The following is an 18,654-nucleotide window of genomic DNA, read 5'->3' on the forward strand; positions in this document are numbered from 1 at the left end:
GAAGCTGTTCGCCTTCCTCCGCTGTTCGGTCGCATCGCGAGATGCGATGAGGTCACGCCGTGCCTGTGCTGAAGACAAGCTTTTCTGAAGGCGAGTTGATTGCCGGGAACTACCGGGTGCTCTCCGTCGCGGGCTCGGGCGGCATGGGCGTGGTGTACAAGGCGCGCGACGAGCGGCTTGGACGCACGGTTGCGCTGAAGTTCCTTCCTGCAGATCTGAATGCAAGCGAGAAAGATAAGGAGCGCTTTCTTCGCGAGGCACGGACGGCGTCGTCACTCGATGATCCGAATATCGGAGTGATTCACGGAATCGATGAGACGGAGGACGGACTCACGTTCATCGTGATGGCGTTCTACGACGGAGCCTCGCTGGCTCAGAGGATTGCAAAAGGGCGGCTGGGAAATCATCAGGCAATCGGAATTCTGCGGCAGATGGCGCTGGGGCTGGGCGAGGCGCATTCGCGCGGGATCATTCATCGTGACGTGAAGCCGTCGAACGTTATGCTGACGTCGTCGGGCGTCGTGAAGATTGTGGACTTCGGCCTGGCGCGGGCGATGAGCGAAGCTACAGCTTCGCAAACGGGCGTGACTGGGACGGTACGATACATGTCGCCGGAGCAGGCCATGGACCGCACGCTCGATCAGCGTTGCGACATCTGGGCTGTCGGGGTGGTGTTCGCGGAGATGCTGACGGGGACTTCGCCGTTCCATGCGGAGAGCCTGACAGCGATGCTGTTCGCGATTTTGAACGAACCTCCGAAGGGGGTGGAGGCGGTGCATCCGGCGCTGCAGCCGATTCTGTACAGGGCGCTGGCGAAGGATCCGGAGAAGCGATATGGATCGTGCAAGGAGTTATTAAGCGATCTGGATCAGGCTGCGAAGGCTGTGCCGGAGGATGCAGCGGATGGAGAAGCAACGCAGAAGCTTCCAGCGACGATGCCAGGAGGACGAACGAATGCGCAGACCAAGAGGCTGATTGCGGAGGCGTCGCGCGGCGCGTGGGGCCCGGCAAATAGCGGGGCTGGGCCAATCACGAAGGGGCTGTTTGGTGCGCTGGCACTGCTGCTGGTGGTTGGACTCGTCATGGTACTCGTCAGGCCACTGCGCGAGAAGGTGCTCGCGTTGCTGACAGGAGCGCCGAGCGAGAAGCATGTGGCGGTGCTGCCGTTCGACAACATCGGAAGCAATCCGGAGAACGCTGCGCTAGCGGATGGGCTGATGGAGTCGCTGGCAGGCAGGTTGACGAACCTGGATGTTGGGAACAAGGCGTTGTGGATCGTGCCGACGAGCGAGGTGCGGCGACAGCATGTGACGGATCCCGCGGATGCTCTGAAGAATCTTGGGGCGAATCTCGTGATCAAGGGCGCAGTGGAGCGCGACGGGAACGACATCCACCTGACGGTGAATTTGATCGATACGAAGAATATGCGGCAGATGGGGTCGGCAATGCTTGAGGATCCCGCGGGCGATTTATCGACACTGGAGGACGAGGCAATTTCGCGGTTGGCCAAGCTGATGAATATCACGGTGACAGCCGACATGCTGCGGAATACAGGCGGACGCGTTAACCCTGCGGCGTACGAGGAATACCTGACGGCGCTGGGCCTGATGCAGAGATATGACAAGCCCGGGAATCTGGACCAGGCGATCAGCGCGCTGGAAGGTGCGGTGAAGGCCGATCCAGGCTTTGCGCTCGGGTATGCGCAGATTGGGGAGGCTTATCGCGTTAAGAGCATCGTGGAGCAGAACCAGCGGTGGCTTGTGCAGGCGGAGGCGAACGCGCGAAAGGCGGTGGAACTGGATAATCGCATTCCATCAGTGTACGTAACGCTGGGACGTATGCATGACACGGCGGGGAAGCACGATCTGGCGCTCGAAGAGTTCAAGCATGCGTTGCAACTTGATCCGCGGAACGCGACGGCGATGGCGGGAATGGGGCGCGCGTACGAATTGGCTGGGCGGGTCAATGATGCGGAGGCATCGTTCCGCAAAGCGGCAGACCTGCAGCCGAACGACTGGGATGCGCACAACAATCTAGCGATGTTCTACGACCGGCAATCGAAATATTCTGAGTCCATTGCGGAGTTCAAGCGAGCGCTGGAACTGGCGCCGGACAGCGCACAGGTGCTGTTCAATCTGGGCGCAACGTACGTAGATTCGGGGGATCCGAAGTACTTTGCGGATGCCGAGTCTGCGCTGAAGCGATCGATCGCGATCAATCCCAGTTTTCCGGCGTTCGCGAATCTTGGCGCGCTTTACGACAGGGAGGGGAAGTATCAGCAAGCATCCGAGATGACGCAGAAGGCGCTGGAGATGAATGCGGAGAACTACATCGTGTGGGGTAATCTGCGCCTAGACTATGAGTGGCTGAAGCAGCCGGAGAAGGAGGCAGAGGCACGGCGACGGGAGATTTCGCTGGTAGAGGAAGCGATTCAGCAGAAGCCGCGCGATGCTGAGGCTTACGCGCAGCTTGCGAACCTATCGGCCGAAGAGGGTCAGAGAGAAAAGGCGCTTGCGAATCTGCGAACGGCTATCGCGCTTTCACCGAACGATCCTGCGGTTCTCGATCTGGGGGCAGATACGTACGAGAAGCTGGGCGATCGCAAACAGGCAATCGAGTATCTAGGGAAGGCTCTGAAGGCGGGATATACGAAGGACGAGCTGATTGCGGATCCGGAGTTGCAGGATGCTCTGGCGGACCCCGCAGTGAAGGCTTTGCTGAAGTGATTTTTGGCGTTCAATAGACGCGATTGACAAAAACTCTGTTCAGCCCTTGAAAGGAGACGGTATGGCAGACTACGTAGCGGAGATCCCCGGAGAGAATGACATCACGATGAAGGTGGGAGACACTCTCAGGATTCACTTTAAGAACTCAGCGAAGTTCTGTATTGACTCGGGGAACAAGGATGCGTTTGATCCGCCACTTCCTGCGGACAAGGCGGAGCCCAAGGGTTGGTGGCCCAATGAGTTTGGGAAAGCAGCTAAAGCCATCGCCGATACGACAATCAAGTATTGTCACGCCGATCCCAATGCGGGGTGCAAGCCGTGCAAGGCGATTGAAAATGGGCCGGGAACCATCAAGGTTGGCACCGGCGCTAAGTAGCCTCAGTAACATTTCTTGCCCCCGCAGGGTATATGCCCAATGTGCTGCCCGCTCCGAGGAGGCGTGATGATTCAACTCTGTTCAGCCCCGGAAAGGAAATGAATGGCAAACTACTCGATCAGTATTCCTGGAAACACAAACGTACAGATGCAGGAGAACGACACACTCACGATCACGTTCCATGGTGCAGACCAGTTCTGCATCAGCGGAGGAAGCGCGACCGACTTTAGTCCAGCTCTTCCGGTCGGTGTCCAGCAGCAGAACGGGAACTCATGGACGGGGACAGCCATAGTGCCCGCTGCGACAATTCAGTATTCACATGTGGCGAACGGGAATCCGTGTACGTCGGAGAAGAGAATCACGGCGGGTGTGTCTGGGACGATCAAAATCGGAACGGGCAAGTAAGCAGCGTTTGAACTGATTGAATGGCGAAGCCCCGATCATGATGATCGGGGCTGGTTGTGTGCGGGAGTTATTTGCTCTTCTTGATCAAGGCGTCGACGGCAAAGCCCCCGTTGGGGTCTCGCGTAGCGCTGAGGGCCACGCTGGGCGTGACCTGGTACTGTCCTTGAATGGTCTGGCCCTGCGTGGTGGTGACGTTGCTGGAGAAGGTGACGAAGAGGTTGCCGGTGACGCGCTGCTGAATGGTGATGTTCGCTCCGGCGTTCTGACCGCCGCCGTTGGCCAGGACTGGATTGACCGAGAGCTGCGAAATTCCGGCGACCTTGGAGATGCGGCTCGTGACCTGGCTTGAGACCTGGTTGGCGACCAGGGTTTCGGCGGCCTGGTTTGCGGGCGTTGAGTTCATCGCGCTGGCTTCGGTGGTCTGACCAAACGCAAGGAGATGGATGATGTCGGCCTGCGGAAGCGCGGGGTTGGCGGTGTATTGCGTGCGGAGCTGATCGACCGGGCCTTCAAAGCGAAGGCTAATGTCGTACTGCTGAATGGTGGTGGTGACGGTGAGATTGACGACGGGCTGGGTCATCGTCGGATTTACGAACTGAATGGTGCCACCAGTGAGAAGATACCGATTGCCATTGAGGATGATGTCGCCACCGGAGAGGTTGACGCGACCGAGGATTACCGGTTCGGCTGCAGTGCCGCGGACCTGAAGGTTGGCGGTGCCGCCTACGCTGAGAGTGCGGCTGACGAGGTTGACGGCGTTGGAAGAGTGCACGGCCAGGTTGAGGCCGAGGTTCTGTGCGAAACCTTGCGTGGGCGGAGCTTCGACGCCGCTGGAGAACTGGCCGATGAAACTGGAGAGATCGAAGCCTGGCGTGAAGGAGACGTCGGTGAGGTTGACTGTTCCGCCGAGGAGAGCTGCGTCGGTGGTTCCAGTGAGGCGGAGATTGGCGCCGATGCCTTCACGCATTCCCTGGGGATACAGCAGGCGGATTCCGCGCGCGGACAGGCCCATGTCGAATTGAATTGAGGGGCGGATAGCCACGCCGCCTTGTGCAGTGAGTGTGCCGCCGCCGACCTGTCCCTGGAAGCTGGTGATGTTGAGACGGTCTTTGGTGAGGGCGAGAGTACCGTTGGCGTTTTGCAGACCAACGGGCATGTCGGGCGAGGCGAAGGACGCGTTGACGATGTCGATGGTGCCTTCCACACCGGGAGCGTGCGTAGCGCCATAGGAGTTGACGTTGAACTTGATCTGGCCGCCGGTGCGGAGTTCGGGATCGAAGAGCTGTGCGATGTGGAGATCGAGGGAGCCGAGAAGCAGGACAGACATGGGCGCGTTACCGGTGGTCGGGACGTGGCCCTGAAACTGGATGTCAGTGTCGGTGCCCTTGATGGCGGAGCGCTGCACGTCGACGATGCCGTCTCTGTAGTCGACCTTGATGGGCGCAGTGGCGGCGAGCTGTATTTCGTTCCCATAGGCCAACTTGAGGACCGGGATGGTGGCGTGCGCTTCGAGAAGCTTCTTGTTCTTCAGTGGGCCGTGAAGCGTGGCGTGAAGCTCGGTCTGACCGGAGATGTTGCCCGCCTGGTCGGGAGCGTAGACGGCGAGGATGGGAGCGAGCGGGATGCCTTGCGTGTCGAAGGTGGCGTCGGCTGGGTAATCGCCGGTGAGTTCGATTTTGGCGTTAGCTTTGATGGCCGTGTTTACGGCGGATGAGGTGAGCTGCGCCGTGGCGAGATGGTTAGCGACGTTGGCGTGGAGGCGGATGTCGGTTATGGTCTGCTTCTGGACGGAGAGCGTAGGGATTTCAATGGTCGCGTCTACGCCGGGATTGTCGAATGTGCCCTGACCCTTGGCGTTGATGGCGACGACGCCACTAGGTTTGGCGCTCGAGGACTGTAGTTGCTGAATCTTGTCGAGATGAATGCCGGACGAGGTGAGCTCGGCGGTGTAGGTTTTGCGATTGGGGCTGACGGTTACCTTGCCGTTGATGCTGCCGGCGGGAGCTGCGAGATCGAGATGGGCGTGGGCTTCGTCACCACTGCCGTCAAAGGTGATCTTCGCGGTGTTGAGAGGTTCTCCGTAAGCAGCAGCTTTGGTGAGGGTGACGTTGCCGTTGCCGATGGGGTTCTGGACGCTTCCGTGCATGTTCACGTTGGCGGCGAGAGTGCCGGTGACGGGTGCCTGCTGTCCGGCGAGCTTGACGAGTTCGGCGATGTCGAGCTGTGACGCGTTGAGCTGAACCTGCACTGGGCTGGACTTCTCAAAGGACCACTTCTTCAGTTGTGCGCTGGCGTTGAGGGCAATGTGGCCCTGCGATGCGGGAACGAGTTCTGCGTTCTGGAGAGCGGCGCGCGAGGGGCTGGCGTCGACGTTCGTACGGATGAGCTTCCATGTGGAGCCGTGGACCTGGAGGTTCTGGGCATTGAGCTGACCGGTGAGGTGCGGAGCGGAGGTTGATCCGCGCACGACGCCGTTGAATGTAGCGGTGCCTGCGAGGCCGAGCGGTTGTGGAGCGGGCTGGCCTGGAGTTGGGGTGCGGAAGAGATCGGCGATGGTTTCAAGTTCGCGAAGGTCGTTGGCCTGGAGCTGGATGTTGAGTGCGGAGTTGTTGCTCACGGTGCCGTTGAGGTTGATGTTGGTTTGCGGCGTCTTGAAGAAGCTGCGGTCGAGGGCGAGTTGCTGGTTAGCACCGTTGTAGGTGGCGTGGAGAGCGCCGTTGATGGGGACGGCGCTTGGAGTGGGAGTGGCGGGCGGAGTTGCGGAAGCGTTGACGATGTGGGGCTGCTGCGGGTTGGAGACGTTGGCGTTGACGGTGGCGTCCGCTTTGGCCATGAGGTCGTTGATGGTCTTGCCCCAGGTCGCGGTCGCGGTGCCGTTAACGGAGCCAGCGATGTTGACGGGGCCGCTTGATCCGGATTTGCCGGCCATACGCTTGGCTTGGGCTAGGGAAATGTTGTGAATGGCCGCGCTGAAGTTGTTGCGTGCGGCGTCGGTGCCGAGGGATTTCATTGTGCCCTGGGCGGTGACTTCGCCGCCGAGGAGGCTGGCTCGGAAATCTCGAAGTGTGGCGTCTCCATTGGCGAGGGTGTAGTGGGCTGCGATGTAGGAGACTTCGGCGCGGAGGCTTGGAGTCTTCGTGATGAGCTGTCGGCTGTGAAGATCGCCGTTTACGGTCAGCAACTGAAGGAGCGGTCTGTTGGGTGCGGACTGATACTGCGCAGTACCGGAGACAGCGACAAGGCCGGACGGGATGGATGGGTTGTGAAGGAAGCCGGCGAAGGTCTGACCGTCAACGGTGGCGTTGTATTGCGCCTCAACCAAAGGATTGCTGTAGTTGCTGAGCGTCGCGTTGAGTGCAACGTTGGAGTCGCCCATTGCGATTTTTGCGGAAGACAGGTGTGCAACGTTGGGATCGGCGTCGAACTGGATGTTAAGAGTGTGCGGCGGGGCCTGGCTGCCTGCGTAGTTGAGCTGGCCGTTGGAGTAGCTGAGCGTGCCGGAGTAACGCTTGGGGCCGGGGTCGAAATTGGCGTTGAGCTGGAGATCGTTGAGGTCGGCGGTGATGGCGCTGGGCACGCTGTTGTAAAGGACGACTCCGTTGGTGAGGACGGCATGGCGGATGCCGAGGTCGAAGATGGAGGTGTTGCTGCTGGAGTTGCTCTTCTTCAACGTGGGGAGATTGGTGTTGCCATTCTTGTCGACGTAGACCTGCACGACCGGGTTGTCGATGCGAATGCTATCGAAGTACCACTTGCCGCCGAAGACGGAGACGACGCGAACGCCGGCTTGTGCGTGCTGGACCTGAAGGAGCGGCGGACTGGTGTGCGGCGCGGCGCCGTCGACCTTGAGGCCATAGAGGTCGACGCTGAGATTTGACAGATTCAGCTTGAAGTTCTGGAGGTGCACGCCGGTGTTGAGCGCTTTGGTGGCCTGTTCCTGAATCTGGCCGAGGAGATAGGAGTGGCCGCGGGAGCTGTTGAGCAGGAACATGGCGATGATGAAGCCGAAGATGATGGGGAAGACGATGACGCCGCCGACGAATTTCGCGATGGCGATGGCACGATGGTGCCGTGAACGCGGCTGCTGCTGCTCGTTGTTGTCAGAATGATGATGAAGGAGAGCCAAGGGAAACTCCTAGAATGCCTGGCCGATGCTGATGAAGGGCTGGGTTGATTTCACACCTTTAGGCGCGTTGAGGTTGTAGCCGAAGTCGAAGCGGATAGGCCCGACGGGCGTGGCATAGCGGAGACCGATGCCGATGTTGTTGGCGTAGAGGGATGTGAAGTCGTGGAAGCCGATACGCGGAAAGACGTTTCCGCCGTCATAGAAGGGAACAATGCCGATGCCCTTTTTGATGGGCAGCGGGATGCGTGCTTCGGCGTTGATGATGAGCTGCTCGTTGCCGCCACTGGGAACGTTGATCTGCGGGCAGTTTGGAGCAGTTTCATTGGAGCTGCAAACGAAGATGTTGCGCTGAGGTCCGGCGCCGTCCAGCGGAAAGCCGCGAAGTGAATCGCCACCGCCGGTGAAGAAGCGCTCGCTGAGCGGGACGCGGCTGTTGGCGAAGGGCTGGGCGAGACCTACGCGGATGCTGCCGGCCCACACGATATTGTGGAACTTTTCACGGTAGATGGCAGCCTGTGAGGTGAGCTTGGCGAAGTTGACGCTGGAGCCGAGCTTGGTGGAGTTGAGGTCGAGTTCGATGGAGTCGAGCACGCCTTTGTGGGCGTCGAGGACATTGTCGCGCGAGTCGCGGGTGAGGTTGGCGCCGAAGCCGGAAAGGCGCACGTGCTGATCTTCAGGAGGGACGAGTTCTGGGATTTCGACGCGGGTGAGGTCGGTTTTGCTGAAGCTGTAGCGAACGAAGAACAGGTTGTGCTTGGCTTCGTCGATGAAGCGCTGGATCTGGTAGCTGCCTACGTCCTGCTGCGAGGAAAAGATGGGGTTCTGCTCGTTTCGCTCGTAGGTGAAGGAGAATGTCGACTTCCAGGGAGTCCAGCGGAAGTTGGGATTGATGTAGAAGAGGCCGAGGCGCTGATCGAGACGTCCGGCAAAGGCAGTGAAGGTGACGGATTCGCCTTTGCCGCGGAAGTTGTTGCGCGTGTACTGGAAGGAGCCGCGCGGACCGTAGAAGGTGGTCTGGCTGGTCTTGAAGTTCGACGGAAGACCAACCGGCGGAAGATTGGGAACTGCGGCGGTGCCGCTGGGGATGCTGCCGCCGCGATTGATGAGCTCGAAGCCGAAGCCATAGGTGAAGTCATTGCGCTTGGCTTCATGGACTTTGATCAGTACGTCTTCGCTGGTTTGGGTGGTGATCTGGGTCCTGGGGTCTACCTCGGCCCAATCGAAGACACCGGTGTGGTCGTACAGGCTGCTGCCCGCGGTGAGGAGATTTGTTTCGGTTAGGGGCTCATCGGGTTTGAGGATATTTACGTCCTGATCGATGAGGCGCTGGCGGGTGTAGTTTCGCCCAAGAGTGAGGACGTCGCCGGTGAAGACGCGCGGGCCTTCATAGATGTGGTAGATGACGTTGATGTGGTGCGGATCGTTTTTCGAGACTTGTGTCGCGGTTTCACGGAAGCTGGCGGTGAGGTAGCCGGCGCGAAAGTAGTTGGCCATGATGCCGGCGCGGTCGGCTTGCACGTTAGCCTGAGAGTAGGGTTGGCCTTCTGCGAGCTTCAAGCCTTTGGGTGCGAACTGCGACTCGGGGAAGGTGCTGGCGCCCTGAATAGCAAGAGAGGTGACGACATCGCGCGGACCCTCTGTGACGTGGAAGGTGACTTCGATATCGCCGCCGTGCTTGATTACGTTGGACGTGACCTGAACGTTGCTGAAGCCCTGGGACTCGTAAACGCCTTTGAGGTTCTTGATGCTGGCGCGAACGAGCTGATCGCTGAACTGACCGTGGGAGAGGAAGTGCTTCTTCTGGACGGCGATGTGAGGGGTGAGGTCGTCGGCTTTGAGCTGCTGCTCGCCGGCGATGTGAACGTCAGTGACGCTGTGCTTCTTGCCTTTGGCGATGCGGTAGACGACGGTGCGGAGCTGGTCGTTGCCGGTGGTCTCTGATGAGACCTTGATGTCGAAATAGCCCTTCTTCTGATAGTAGGAGCTGAGAGCCTGCTCGCCTTCGGCAACGGTCTCAGGATCGACGCCGACACCCTGGTACACGGGAAGCAGAGTCTTCTTGGTCCATGGAAAAAGACGAGCGCCCTGGATTTCGACTTTGGTTTTGGTTCCCGGATCCGCATTGAACTGGATATCGGCGCGGTTGGTATCGGCGTGGAACTCGGCACCGGAGAGCTTTACCTGAGCGGCGAGGTAACCCTTCTTTTGAAGGTGCGATTCGAGGCGATTTGTGGCTTTGTTGAGAGTGGGGCGCTTGTAAGCCTTGCCGTGACGCACGGCGGCTCCGCGGAAGCGCGCAAGAGGGCCGGTGATCTGATCGTGGAGTTCCTTCTGTTGGGCAGGAGAGACGCCGGTGATGTTGACGTCACCGAACTTGGCTTTTTTACCCAGGTCGGAATGGAAGATGACGTTGACTACGCCGTGTTTGGTGTCGGTCTGAAGCGAGGTCGTGACGTCGGCTTTGAAGTAGCCCTCCTGGCGGAAGAAGCGGAGGAGGCGCTGCCGATCCTGCTCGACGGTGGCGGAGTCGTAGGGAGCCTGCGAGGTGTAGTTGGATACCTGAATGAGGCGGGAGTAGGGATAGCGTTCGGCGCCGGGGAACTGGAAGATTCCGTACCAGACGGCGGGCTCGAGCACGTAGAGGACGCGCAGGCCGTTGGAGAGCGGTTCGACCTGGATGCGGACCTTCTGAAATCGCCCGGTTTCCCGCAGAGCGGCGGCGGTAGCTTCGACCTTCTCGCGGGCGAAGGGCTGGCCTTCTTTTTGTGCGAATTTGGATTGGAAGTCGGAGGTCTTGAGGTCGGGACGGCCGGCTATTTCGACCGATGTCACGGCCTGACCTTCATAGGATGAAAGGATCTGTTCTGCCGGGGGAGTGTTTGAGTCCTGAGGAGTCTTTTTGGGCTGGGCGCTTTGCGCGGGTGCATTCTGCGTCTGAGCTGCTGAAATTCGCGGCGCGGACACGACGGAGACGATCAGACAAGGCAGAACGACGATCCGAACCAGGGATAAGAAGGAGTTGCGTACACCGCTCGCTGAACACACCATCGGGTGTTTGGATGCAGGAGGTATTTAGGCGTTTGCTCATCAGTTGCTTGAGGGCGGGGAGGGCCTGAAACGGGCGCATCGTCCATCGGGTACTCAGGATGCAGCATCTAAGGCTCAATGTAACCGCGAGCATACTCATGGATTCCGCTGAACACACCTCGGATGCAGTGCCCAATTTGAACAGGGCGCTGCCACGACATGAGAGACGGATCTGGGAGACGGTCTTTCGCACCCCGCTGAAATCCTTCTGGGATCTGAAGGACATTCCGTATCACAGAGTTCTAAAGCGCGTTTGGAGAGGGCTGTTTGAAGACCGGGTGTTTGGCTGGGCGGCGGAACTGGGGTTCTATTTCCTTTTTGCGCTGTTTCCGACCCTGATCTGCGCGAGTTCGATTCTCGGGCTGGTGGCGCGGTCGGCGAACCAGTTCTACGGAGAGCTGCTGGGCCATCTGGCCCTGGTGATTCCGACATCGGCGATGGGCGCCGTGCTGAAGACGTTCAATGAGACGACGGCAGCCTCTACTTCCGGGAAGGTGACGTTCGGGCTTGTGGCCGCGATCTGGTCAGCGTCGGTTGGGGTGTCGGCGATCCAGGAGACGCTGAACGCCGTGTACAAGCTTGAAAGTCGGCGATCTTATCTCGTGGCGCGGCTGCAGGCGATCGGCCTGACGATCCTGCTGATTGTTATGGTGTCGCTCGGGTTGGGGTCGATGCTGGCAGGAGACTACTTCGCGCATCTGATTGGATCGCGGGTGCACGACACAATTCTGCAGGTGGCGGGGATCGCGTCTGTGCGGCTGGTGAGCTGGGTGTTAGCAGGGGTGGTGCTGGCGCTTACGTTTGCGGTGCTTTACTACTGGGCGCCCGATTGCGACATGCGGTGGCACTGGATTACGCCCGGCGCGGTGATAGGGATTGTGGGCTGGATGCTGGCGTCGCTTGGATTTCGGCTGTATCTGCACTACTTCAATACTTACAGCGTGACGTACGGGTCGCTGGGTGCTGTGGTGATTCTGCTGATGTGGTTCTACATCACCGGGCTGATGCTTTTGATTGGGGCAGAGGTAAACAGCAAGATCGAGGCGGCAGCGGCGGAGCGAAGCCTGGAACTGCACGATAGCGGTTCCACGGGGGTTCATGCCCAGGCGGTTTCGGCGTCGCGGCGCTGAGGATCGCGGTTCTTCCCGAAGTCGTACAATTCCCTCCACGGGTAGAATCTGCGGCGTTTCGCGCAGCGGGGCGGAATGCGGTAGAATCCGAGATTCTCCGGATGCCTTTGACGGCCGGAGAAGGAAGAGCGGAGGCTGACCATGGAAGTGGAGTTCACCGCGAGACAAGTTAGCGTTCCGAAGGGGGTCCGCTCACAGGCCGAGGAGGGCCTGGAACGGATAGCCCGCATACTGGGTAAAGGAGCGCGCGCAAGCGTGGTGTTTCGCGCGCAGAGACACCTGCAGATCGCCGAGCTGACGATCAAGGCGCGCGTACAGACGATTGAAGCAGCAGGTAAGGCCGACACGCTGGAAGGAGCACTGCGAATTGCCATTCAGCATGCCGAAAACCAGGCACTGAAATACCGCGACCGGCAGTTCGAGCGAAAGCGGATGCCGAAGCTGGACAAAGTGCTGACGGCTCCGCCGGTGGTACCCGCGAAACGCGGCGCACAACCCGAAGGAATGCACGAGAACGGAAAGCTGACACGAGCGAAGGTGAAGACAGCCATTCCGGTGCATTCATTTCCTGTAAGTACTGCCATTGTCGAGCCGCACATTCTGGCCAGCGGTGAAGCGATTGCCGTGAAGCCGATGACGATTGAAGAGGCGGTGAAGGATGCGGAGTTTCGGGATAAGGACCTGCTGATCTTCAGGAACCGCGCCGGCGACTTGTACGTGCTGCATCGCCGACGCGATGGGCAGATGGAACTGGTCGAAGTTCCATGAGATGAAAGCAGCGTTACTCCGGTGACGCTGTTTTCGTTTGCGTAGGTGTGCTCTTGATTGAGGGTGCTAGGATGGGCGCATGGCGCCCAAGCAGTCCAAGACAGGTGTGCGCAGCCGCACAGAGCCGAAAATTTCGGCGAAGACATCAGGGAAAGAACTGATCATTCTCACTGGAATTTCCGGCGCAGGAAAAGCTTCGGCGCTGAAGGCGTTTGAGGACCTCGGGTATCAGGCTGTCGATAATCTGCCGCTGGAACTCATGCAGGAGTTCGCTGGGCTGGTTGCGAAGTCGAAGGAGATTGAGCGCGCTGCGATTGTGGTGGACGTGCGCGAGGGGCAGGCGCTGGACCGACTGCCGGAGATCATCAAGCATGTGAAGCGCGTGCTGCCGACGCGCGTGGTGTTTCTGGACGCGCAGGACCAGGTTCTGGTGCGGCGTTATTCGGAGACGCGCAGGCCGCATCCGCTGCGCCGGTCGGAGAGCGTGTCCCGTTCAATTGTGGAAGAGCGGCAGATGCTGGATACCGTGCGCAACGTGGCGGATACGCAGATCGATACTTCGCGATTCAATGTGCACGAGCTGCGCGAAGAGATCCTGAAGAGATTCGGGCACGGGGATCAGACGGAGCGGTTGCTGGTGTCGTGCCTGAGTTTCGGATTCAAGAATGGGGTGCCGCTGGATGCGGACCTGGTGTTCGATGTGAGGTTCCTGCCGAATCCGCATTTCGTGCCGGAGTTCAGAGAGAAGACGGGGCTCGATGCGAAGGTGGCGGGGTATGTGAAGGGGTTTCCGCAGACCGGGGAGTTTCTGGATAAGGTCACCGATCTGATGCTCTACCTGATGCCGCACTATGTGAAGGAAGGGAAGAGCTATCTCACGATTGCTTTCGGGTGCACGGGCGGGCAACATCGCAGCGTGATGATGGCGGAGGAGATCGCGAAGCGTCTGTCGAAGGCCGGGTACATTGCGAAGGCTGTGCATCGGGATATGCCGCGATAGTGGTTATTTCGCGGGCTTCTGCAACTGGTCGAGGAACGCGGAGAGAGCGCTGCTGAACTGGCGAGTCTGGTCGGGTGAGTTGGAGAGCCACACGATGAATCTGCGGGCCGGGGCGGCCTGGTAGGCGTTCGGGTTGGTCCGCGGCGCGGCCAGCGATTTGGGTTCGTTATAAAACCACAGGGATGGAATGAGCAGGTTGGATGCGGCGGCGTCTGCATCCCAGCGATCGCTCACCAGCAGGTGCGCGGGGACGAGGTGCGAACGCGCGTCACCGAAGATGGCGGCGGTGGGCGAAGCGAGCGGCTGATCGAGTACTATGCCGGCGAGATCGGAGTGGCGTGCGGCAACTTCGAGAGCGAGGTTGGCGCCGAGGTCACGGCCGATGAGAAGGATCGACGAACTGGAGATGTGGCGTGTGCCTGTGAGATAGTGCAGGGCTGACTCGGCGTCTTCGCGCCAGCGCTGTTCGCTGGGGTGTTCGAAGTGGCTTTGGCCGTAGCCGCGGTAGTCGAATGCGAAGACGTTGAGGCCAGCGGCGTGGAGTTGTTCGAGTCCTCCAATTGTGTCGGAGAGGTTTCCGGTCTGGCTGTGGAGGTAGATGGCAGTGAAGCGCGGCTGTGATGCGGCGGGAATCCACCAGCCGCGGAGCTGGGGCTCGCCGGAGGCGTTTGAGGCGAAGCCGATGGATTCGAAGGAAAGGGTTGCATTTGCCGGCGTGTTGGTGACAGCTGAAGTGGGGTGATAGAGCAGCTGCCAGCTACCTTGCCAGAAGAGGATGCAGAGCGTTCCCCAGGCGCAGAGGACAGCGGCGAGAAGAGCGATGGCGAGGCCGCCGAGCAGCCAGCGCCCGGAGACTATAGGCGGAGCGGGCCGGTTGAGCGGAGTTGTGCGCGGCGATAGCGGCTGCGCAGCCGATGCGGCTGAAGACTTCCGAGGCGGTGTTGATTTGCTCATCTCTTCGAACTTACTGATTGCTGCTGCCGAGGCTTCGCTTGCGTGCGCAGGGCGGCTCACATTTATGCTAATTGCGCTGCTTCAGGTGTGAGACGTCGATAGCTCAGGAGATGAGGTCATGGCAGAGTTTGTGCGGATTTGTTCGCAGGCTGAGATTCCAGCGCCGGGGATGGTGAAGGAGTTTCAAGTGAATGGGCGCGCGCTGTGCGTCGGGAATGTGGATGGTGCAGTGTGCGTGCTGGATGGGACGTGTCCGCATGAGGGCGGTCCGCTTGGCGAGGGATCGATCGAGGGCGGGAAGGTGATGTGTCCGTGGCACGCGATTTCGTTCGACGTGAAGACCGGGTCGGCGGAAGGGGAACCGGATTTGAAGGTGGAGGTTTATGAGGCGAAGGTAGAGAGCGGGGAGTTGAGGGCTAAGCTGTAAGCGGCCGTCCTGCTTGTTGCCGGCTGCGGGATCGGCCGCATTCACGATTCACTGTGCAGTGAGTCTCGCCTGGGCTTTACTTCTTCTTCGCGGCCGGAACCTTCTTGCCTTCGCGGCGCGCTTCTGAGAGGCCGATGGCGATGGCCTGCTTTGGATTCGTGACTTTCTTTCCGCTGCGGCCCGATTTCAGTTTGCCTTCTTTCATGGCGCGCATTTCGCGTTCGACGTCTTTGCCGGCGGATGGCGAGTACTTGCGTCCGGAAGATTTCTTTGCGCGGGTGGAACTGGATTTCTTCGATGCGGAGCCGCGTGTGCTCTTTTTCGCGCTATTGCTGCGCGTGCTTTTCTTTGCGCCGTTGCTGCGTGTGCTCTTTTTCGTGGTGCTGCGCGATGAGCGGCTAGACGTTCCGCGCGAAGAGCTGCCTCTCGAACTTTTACTGGACTTCTTTTTGGCTGCCTTTTTCGTTGCCATAACTATCCTCCTCGGAGGTCAGATGGCGTGCAGCTTGGGGCAAGTTGCATCACGATGTGCGCGGAAGGTTGCCTCGCAATGCGCGCACGAGTGCGCTTGTGCTACACGATTCGACGAATGACGGGCAATCGAACGAGCGGATCTGCAATGAGCCATGTTGCAATGCATGCGAATGTGCCCGTGATGACGAACTTGAGAATCGCGGGGGCGAGGAGTGGTTGCAGCAAAAGGCTGATGCCGACGAGCACAGGCGGATGAATGATGAAGACAGCGTAGGCGCGACGATTGAGCCACGACCAGAGTGCCGAAGGCTTGTTCATGGTTGCGCGCGCGATGAGCAGCCATGCAGTGATCATTCCCCAGGAGACGAAGGGATCCCAGAAGGAATAGATGATGGCGGGCCATGTGTGTCCGCCGGCGAAATTCATTTCTTCCGGTGGGAAGACGCGCATGGCGATGGCGATGCTGATGGGCAGGACGGGCCACGCGGCGATGAGCATGATGACCCAGGGGCGCGCGTGTTTCCACTGAAGCTGGCGGATCCAGTTGTTGCGCCATGCTGCGATTCCGACGGAGAAGAGGAAGATGTAGGGCGCGAAGAAGCCAAGCTGCAGACCGATAATGTTCTGGCCGACGGGAACGAATTGGCGAATGACAAGGCTTGCAGCGCCGATCAGGATCGCGCTGAGAAGCCATCTTGCATAGGGAGGAACAGGTTGAGGAGGGCGGGTGGAGTTTGCAAGCGATGAGCCGAAGGCGGCGCGACCGGCGCAGTAGATGAGCGAGAAGATGAGGAGGGCCTGCGCGAACCAGAGCGGGCCGTTGATGATGACGGTGTGATTGGCCATGTAGCGGATGGCGTTCCAGAAGCCTTTGCCGTCGTGCGCAGCAACCATGGCTGCGGTGAGAGGGCCGAGAATGAAGATGAAGGCGAGAAGCGGGATGCCGAGGCGCGTGAAGCGATCGGCGATGAATTGGCCGGAGCCTTTGCGCTCGAGAGAGCCGGGGGTGAAGTACCCGGCGAGAAGAAAGAAGAAGCCCATGAAGTAGGACTGGTTGGTGGCGACAAAGAGCGTGAGAAGGATGCTTGGAAGCGAGCCGGAGACGTGGAGTTCGTTGTAGAACCAGCTGCCCGATGCGCCGTATGTGATGGCGGCGTGATGCAGGATGACGAGCGCCGTCATGATGGTGCGGAGACGATCGATGTAGAGGTCGCGAGTTGCGACAGCCGGCGTGGTGCTGTCGACCAGAGTGATGGGTTCGATTTGGGCGGTCTCGGGCATGAGAGATGATACGGCGGGTTGGTGGTGTCGGTTCGCGAAATTTGATGGAGTGCGCCCGCTCATCGCACGGTGAACAATGAATCCGCCTTACCAAGGCTTTGGCGCGACATGAGGGGCACAACTCCGTGGATGTCGTCCCACCCTAAATTGGTCTGAGGGCCAATTTAGAAGGGGAACCAAGATTCTCGTTTCCCAGGTCTCAGAATCGAGACACGGCATCCGGTTTGGTTTGAGAGTCAGAACATTCTCCGGTTCCAACGTGGGAGGGGCGCTTCGGCGTGGCTAAGGGCAGGCTTGAGGCACCCAGAGTTCGGCTTGATTAGTGTTCACCCCGCCCTAACAAGTTAGGACGGGGCACCCGAAGTTGGGCTTGGATTGGATTGTTCATTACCCCGCCCTAACAGGTTAGGACGGGGCACCCGGATGCTGCTGGATCCGTGAAGAGGGGTTGAGAGGTTGTCGAATTCACTGTTGACTTTCGACAATAATTCACTACCATTGGGTTGTGGATCGATTGGGAACGACATTTGCGGCTTTGTCAGATCCGACGCGGCGGGCGATGGTGGATCGGCTTAGCCGCGGGCCTGCGACTGTGCATGGATTGACGGAGCCGTTTGCTCTGTCGCAGCAGATGATCTCAAAACACATTGCGTATCTGGTGCGGGCGCGGATCGTGGTGAAGACCAAGCGCGGCCGGGAGAGTGTGTGCACGCTGCGGCCGGAGGCGATTAGAAAAGTGAGCGATTGGGCGTTCCGGTATCGGCAATTCTGGGAAGAGAGTTTCGACAAGCTGGATGCGGTGGTGAAGGAAATGAAAAGAGAAAACGAAGGAGGTCAGGGATGACCAAGAACACGGCGAACGAAACAGAGCGGATGGTGATTACAAGGATCTTCGATGCTCCACGCGAACTGGTATGGAACGCGTGGACGGACCCGAAATATGTGATGCAGTGGTGGGGACCGAAAGGATTCACTGCGCCGGTTTGCAAGATCGATTTTCGCGTGGGAGGGAAGTTTCTCTGCTGCATGAGAGGGCCGGACGGGACGGAGGGTTGGAACGGCGGCGAGTACTTCGAGATTGTTCCGTACGAGAAGATTGTGTACTCGATGTACTTTGCGGACTCAGAGGGGAACAAGGTGGATGCCGCGGAGTATGGGATCAACCATGAGGCCATGGACGATGCGCACGATGTGGTCACTTTCGAAGACCTCGGAGATGGGCGGACGAGAGTCACGCTGATTGGAAACGAGTCGATGGAGAGCGCTCGCGAGAGCGGTCAGGTTGAGGGCTACAACCAGATCCTCGAGAAGTTTGCTGCGGTTCTTCAGGAGATGGCGCGGGGCAGGTAAGCAATAAGCAGGTTCAATCGAAACGGAGGTCACCTGGCTGAAGGTTCGGCGTTCTGGTCAGGTGATTTCCGTTTGTTGTTTTCGCGAGTTGGCGTCGCTTGGCGACGTGGCAGGTTGGCGAGTTCGCGTTTAGGCCCGAAGCGGCTCACGATCGGCCGCAGGATGGCGACGGCTACTCTGGCATAATCGTGCATACGAGATGAAACTGAGCTGCTTGAGCTTCCCACAGGTTGCGGCCGCGGTGACGATTTTGTGTGCAGTCAATTGGGCCGTGCTCCAGTTTTTCTTCTTGCCAAGTTTGAGTGAAGAACAGCGCAGACACATCTATCCGGCCTGGGTTCATTCTCCCTATATTTATGCAATGTGTTTCGCTTTCACAGCGTGCGCCTTCTGGTTTGTCTTCCGGTACAGGGGGAACCCAGCCACCTATGAGAAGAGAATCACGCTCTTCGGGATGGGCCTTGCAACCATGGGAGGTTTGTTTATGCTCACGGTGTTGCGAGCTACGTGGCACATCTAGCATTCATTTCGAAAATCAAACTCAATCACT

General features: G+C 59.3%; 14 protein-coding genes. 9 read left to right on the top strand and 5 right to left on the bottom strand.

The genetic code is table 11. The annotated features are described in order from the left end of the window. Positions 1-59 precede the first annotated feature (59 nt). The 3 genes from DHV10_RS00895 (at position 60) to DHV10_RS00905 (ending at position 3,507) form a co-directional block, all read left to right on the top strand. Positions 60-2,726, top strand: coding sequence for a serine/threonine-protein kinase (locus tag DHV10_RS00895; protein ID WP_109484442.1), 2,667 nt, complete (start codon positions 60-62; stop codon positions 2,724-2,726). 61 nt (positions 2,727-2,787) lie between these two features. Further along, positions 2,788-3,102, top strand: coding sequence for a hypothetical protein (locus DHV10_RS00900; RefSeq protein ID WP_109484443.1), 315 nt, complete (start codon positions 2,788-2,790; stop codon positions 3,100-3,102). 102 nt (positions 3,103-3,204) lie between these two features. Continuing rightward, complete coding sequence (locus DHV10_RS00905) at positions 3,205-3,507, top strand: hypothetical protein (RefSeq protein ID WP_109484444.1); 303 nt, start codon at positions 3,205-3,207, stop codon at positions 3,505-3,507. 67 nt (positions 3,508-3,574) lie between these two features. Here the strand turns inward: DHV10_RS00905 and DHV10_RS00910 are convergent, their stop codons facing one another. Together DHV10_RS00910 and DHV10_RS00915 are read right to left on the bottom strand one after the other, a co-directional pair. Beyond that, on the bottom strand, positions 3,575-7,633 hold the full coding sequence (locus DHV10_RS00910) for a translocation/assembly module TamB domain-containing protein (protein WP_109484445.1): 4,059 nt from the start codon (positions 7,631-7,633) through the stop codon (positions 3,575-3,577). Positions 7,634-7,642: 9 nt separating this feature from the next. Next, complete coding sequence (locus DHV10_RS00915) at positions 7,643-10,465, bottom strand: outer membrane protein assembly factor (RefSeq protein WP_162601096.1); 2,823 nt, start codon at positions 10,463-10,465, stop codon at positions 7,643-7,645. Positions 10,466-10,818: 353 nt separating this feature from the next. On the opposite strand from DHV10_RS00915, the gene DHV10_RS00920 reads away from it, so the two are divergent. From DHV10_RS00920 to rapZ, 3 genes are all read left to right on the top strand, one after another. Further along, the gene (locus tag DHV10_RS00920) at positions 10,819-11,850 is read left to right on the top strand and encodes a YihY/virulence factor BrkB family protein (protein ID WP_109484447.1); all 1,032 of its coding nucleotides are present in this window, start codon (positions 10,819-10,821) and stop codon (positions 11,848-11,850) included. Positions 11,851-11,991: 141 nt separating this feature from the next. After that, a complete protein-coding gene (locus DHV10_RS00925; protein ID WP_109484448.1) occupies positions 11,992-12,618 on the top strand; it encodes an HPF/RaiA family ribosome-associated protein in 627 nt (208 codons plus the stop codon). 79 nt (positions 12,619-12,697) lie between these two features. Beyond that, entirely contained in the window at positions 12,698-13,618 is a 921-nt protein-coding gene (gene rapZ, locus DHV10_RS00930; protein WP_109484449.1) for an RNase adapter RapZ, read from the top strand. A 3-nt stretch (positions 13,619-13,621) separates the two neighbouring features. Here the strand turns inward: rapZ and DHV10_RS00935 are convergent, their stop codons facing one another. Then, on the bottom strand, positions 13,622-14,572 hold the full coding sequence (locus DHV10_RS00935; protein ID WP_162601097.1) for an alpha/beta hydrolase: 951 nt from the start codon (positions 14,570-14,572) through the stop codon (positions 13,622-13,624). Between the two features lie 118 nt (positions 14,573-14,690). Here DHV10_RS00935 and DHV10_RS00940 point away from each other — a divergent pair, with 118 nt between their 5' ends. Next, a complete protein-coding gene (locus DHV10_RS00940; RefSeq protein ID WP_109484451.1) occupies positions 14,691-14,999 on the top strand; it encodes a Rieske (2Fe-2S) protein in 309 nt (102 codons plus the stop codon). A 76-nt stretch (positions 15,000-15,075) separates the two neighbouring features. Here DHV10_RS00940 and DHV10_RS27645 read toward each other — a convergent pair whose 3' ends face one another. Both DHV10_RS27645 and DHV10_RS00950 read right to left on the bottom strand, forming a co-directional pair. Continuing rightward, entirely contained in the window at positions 15,076-15,471 is a 396-nt protein-coding gene (locus DHV10_RS27645) for a DUF6496 domain-containing protein (protein WP_109484452.1), read from the bottom strand. Between the two features lie 101 nt (positions 15,472-15,572). After that, positions 15,573-16,754: an acyltransferase family protein gene (locus tag DHV10_RS00950; RefSeq protein WP_162601098.1), complete on the bottom strand. Its 1,182-nt coding sequence runs from the start codon at positions 16,752-16,754 to the stop codon at positions 15,573-15,575. 505 nt (positions 16,755-17,259) lie between these two features. Here DHV10_RS00950 and DHV10_RS00955 point away from each other — a divergent pair. Further along, a complete protein-coding gene (locus DHV10_RS00955) occupies positions 17,260-17,598 on the top strand; it encodes an ArsR/SmtB family transcription factor (protein WP_239461236.1) in 339 nt (112 codons plus the stop codon). Further along, the gene (locus DHV10_RS00960) at positions 17,595-18,104 is read left to right on the top strand and encodes an SRPBCC family protein (protein WP_109484455.1); all 510 of its coding nucleotides are present in this window, start codon (positions 17,595-17,597) and stop codon (positions 18,102-18,104) included. Before DHV10_RS00955 ends, DHV10_RS00960 begins: the two co-directional genes overlap by 4 nt. Positions 18,105-18,654: the final 550 nt, after the last annotated feature.

The sequence above is a fragment of the Occallatibacter savannae genome, from assembly GCF_003131205.1.
In the GTDB taxonomy this organism is placed as follows: domain Bacteria; phylum Acidobacteriota; class Terriglobia; order Terriglobales; family Acidobacteriaceae; genus Telmatobacter; species Telmatobacter savannae.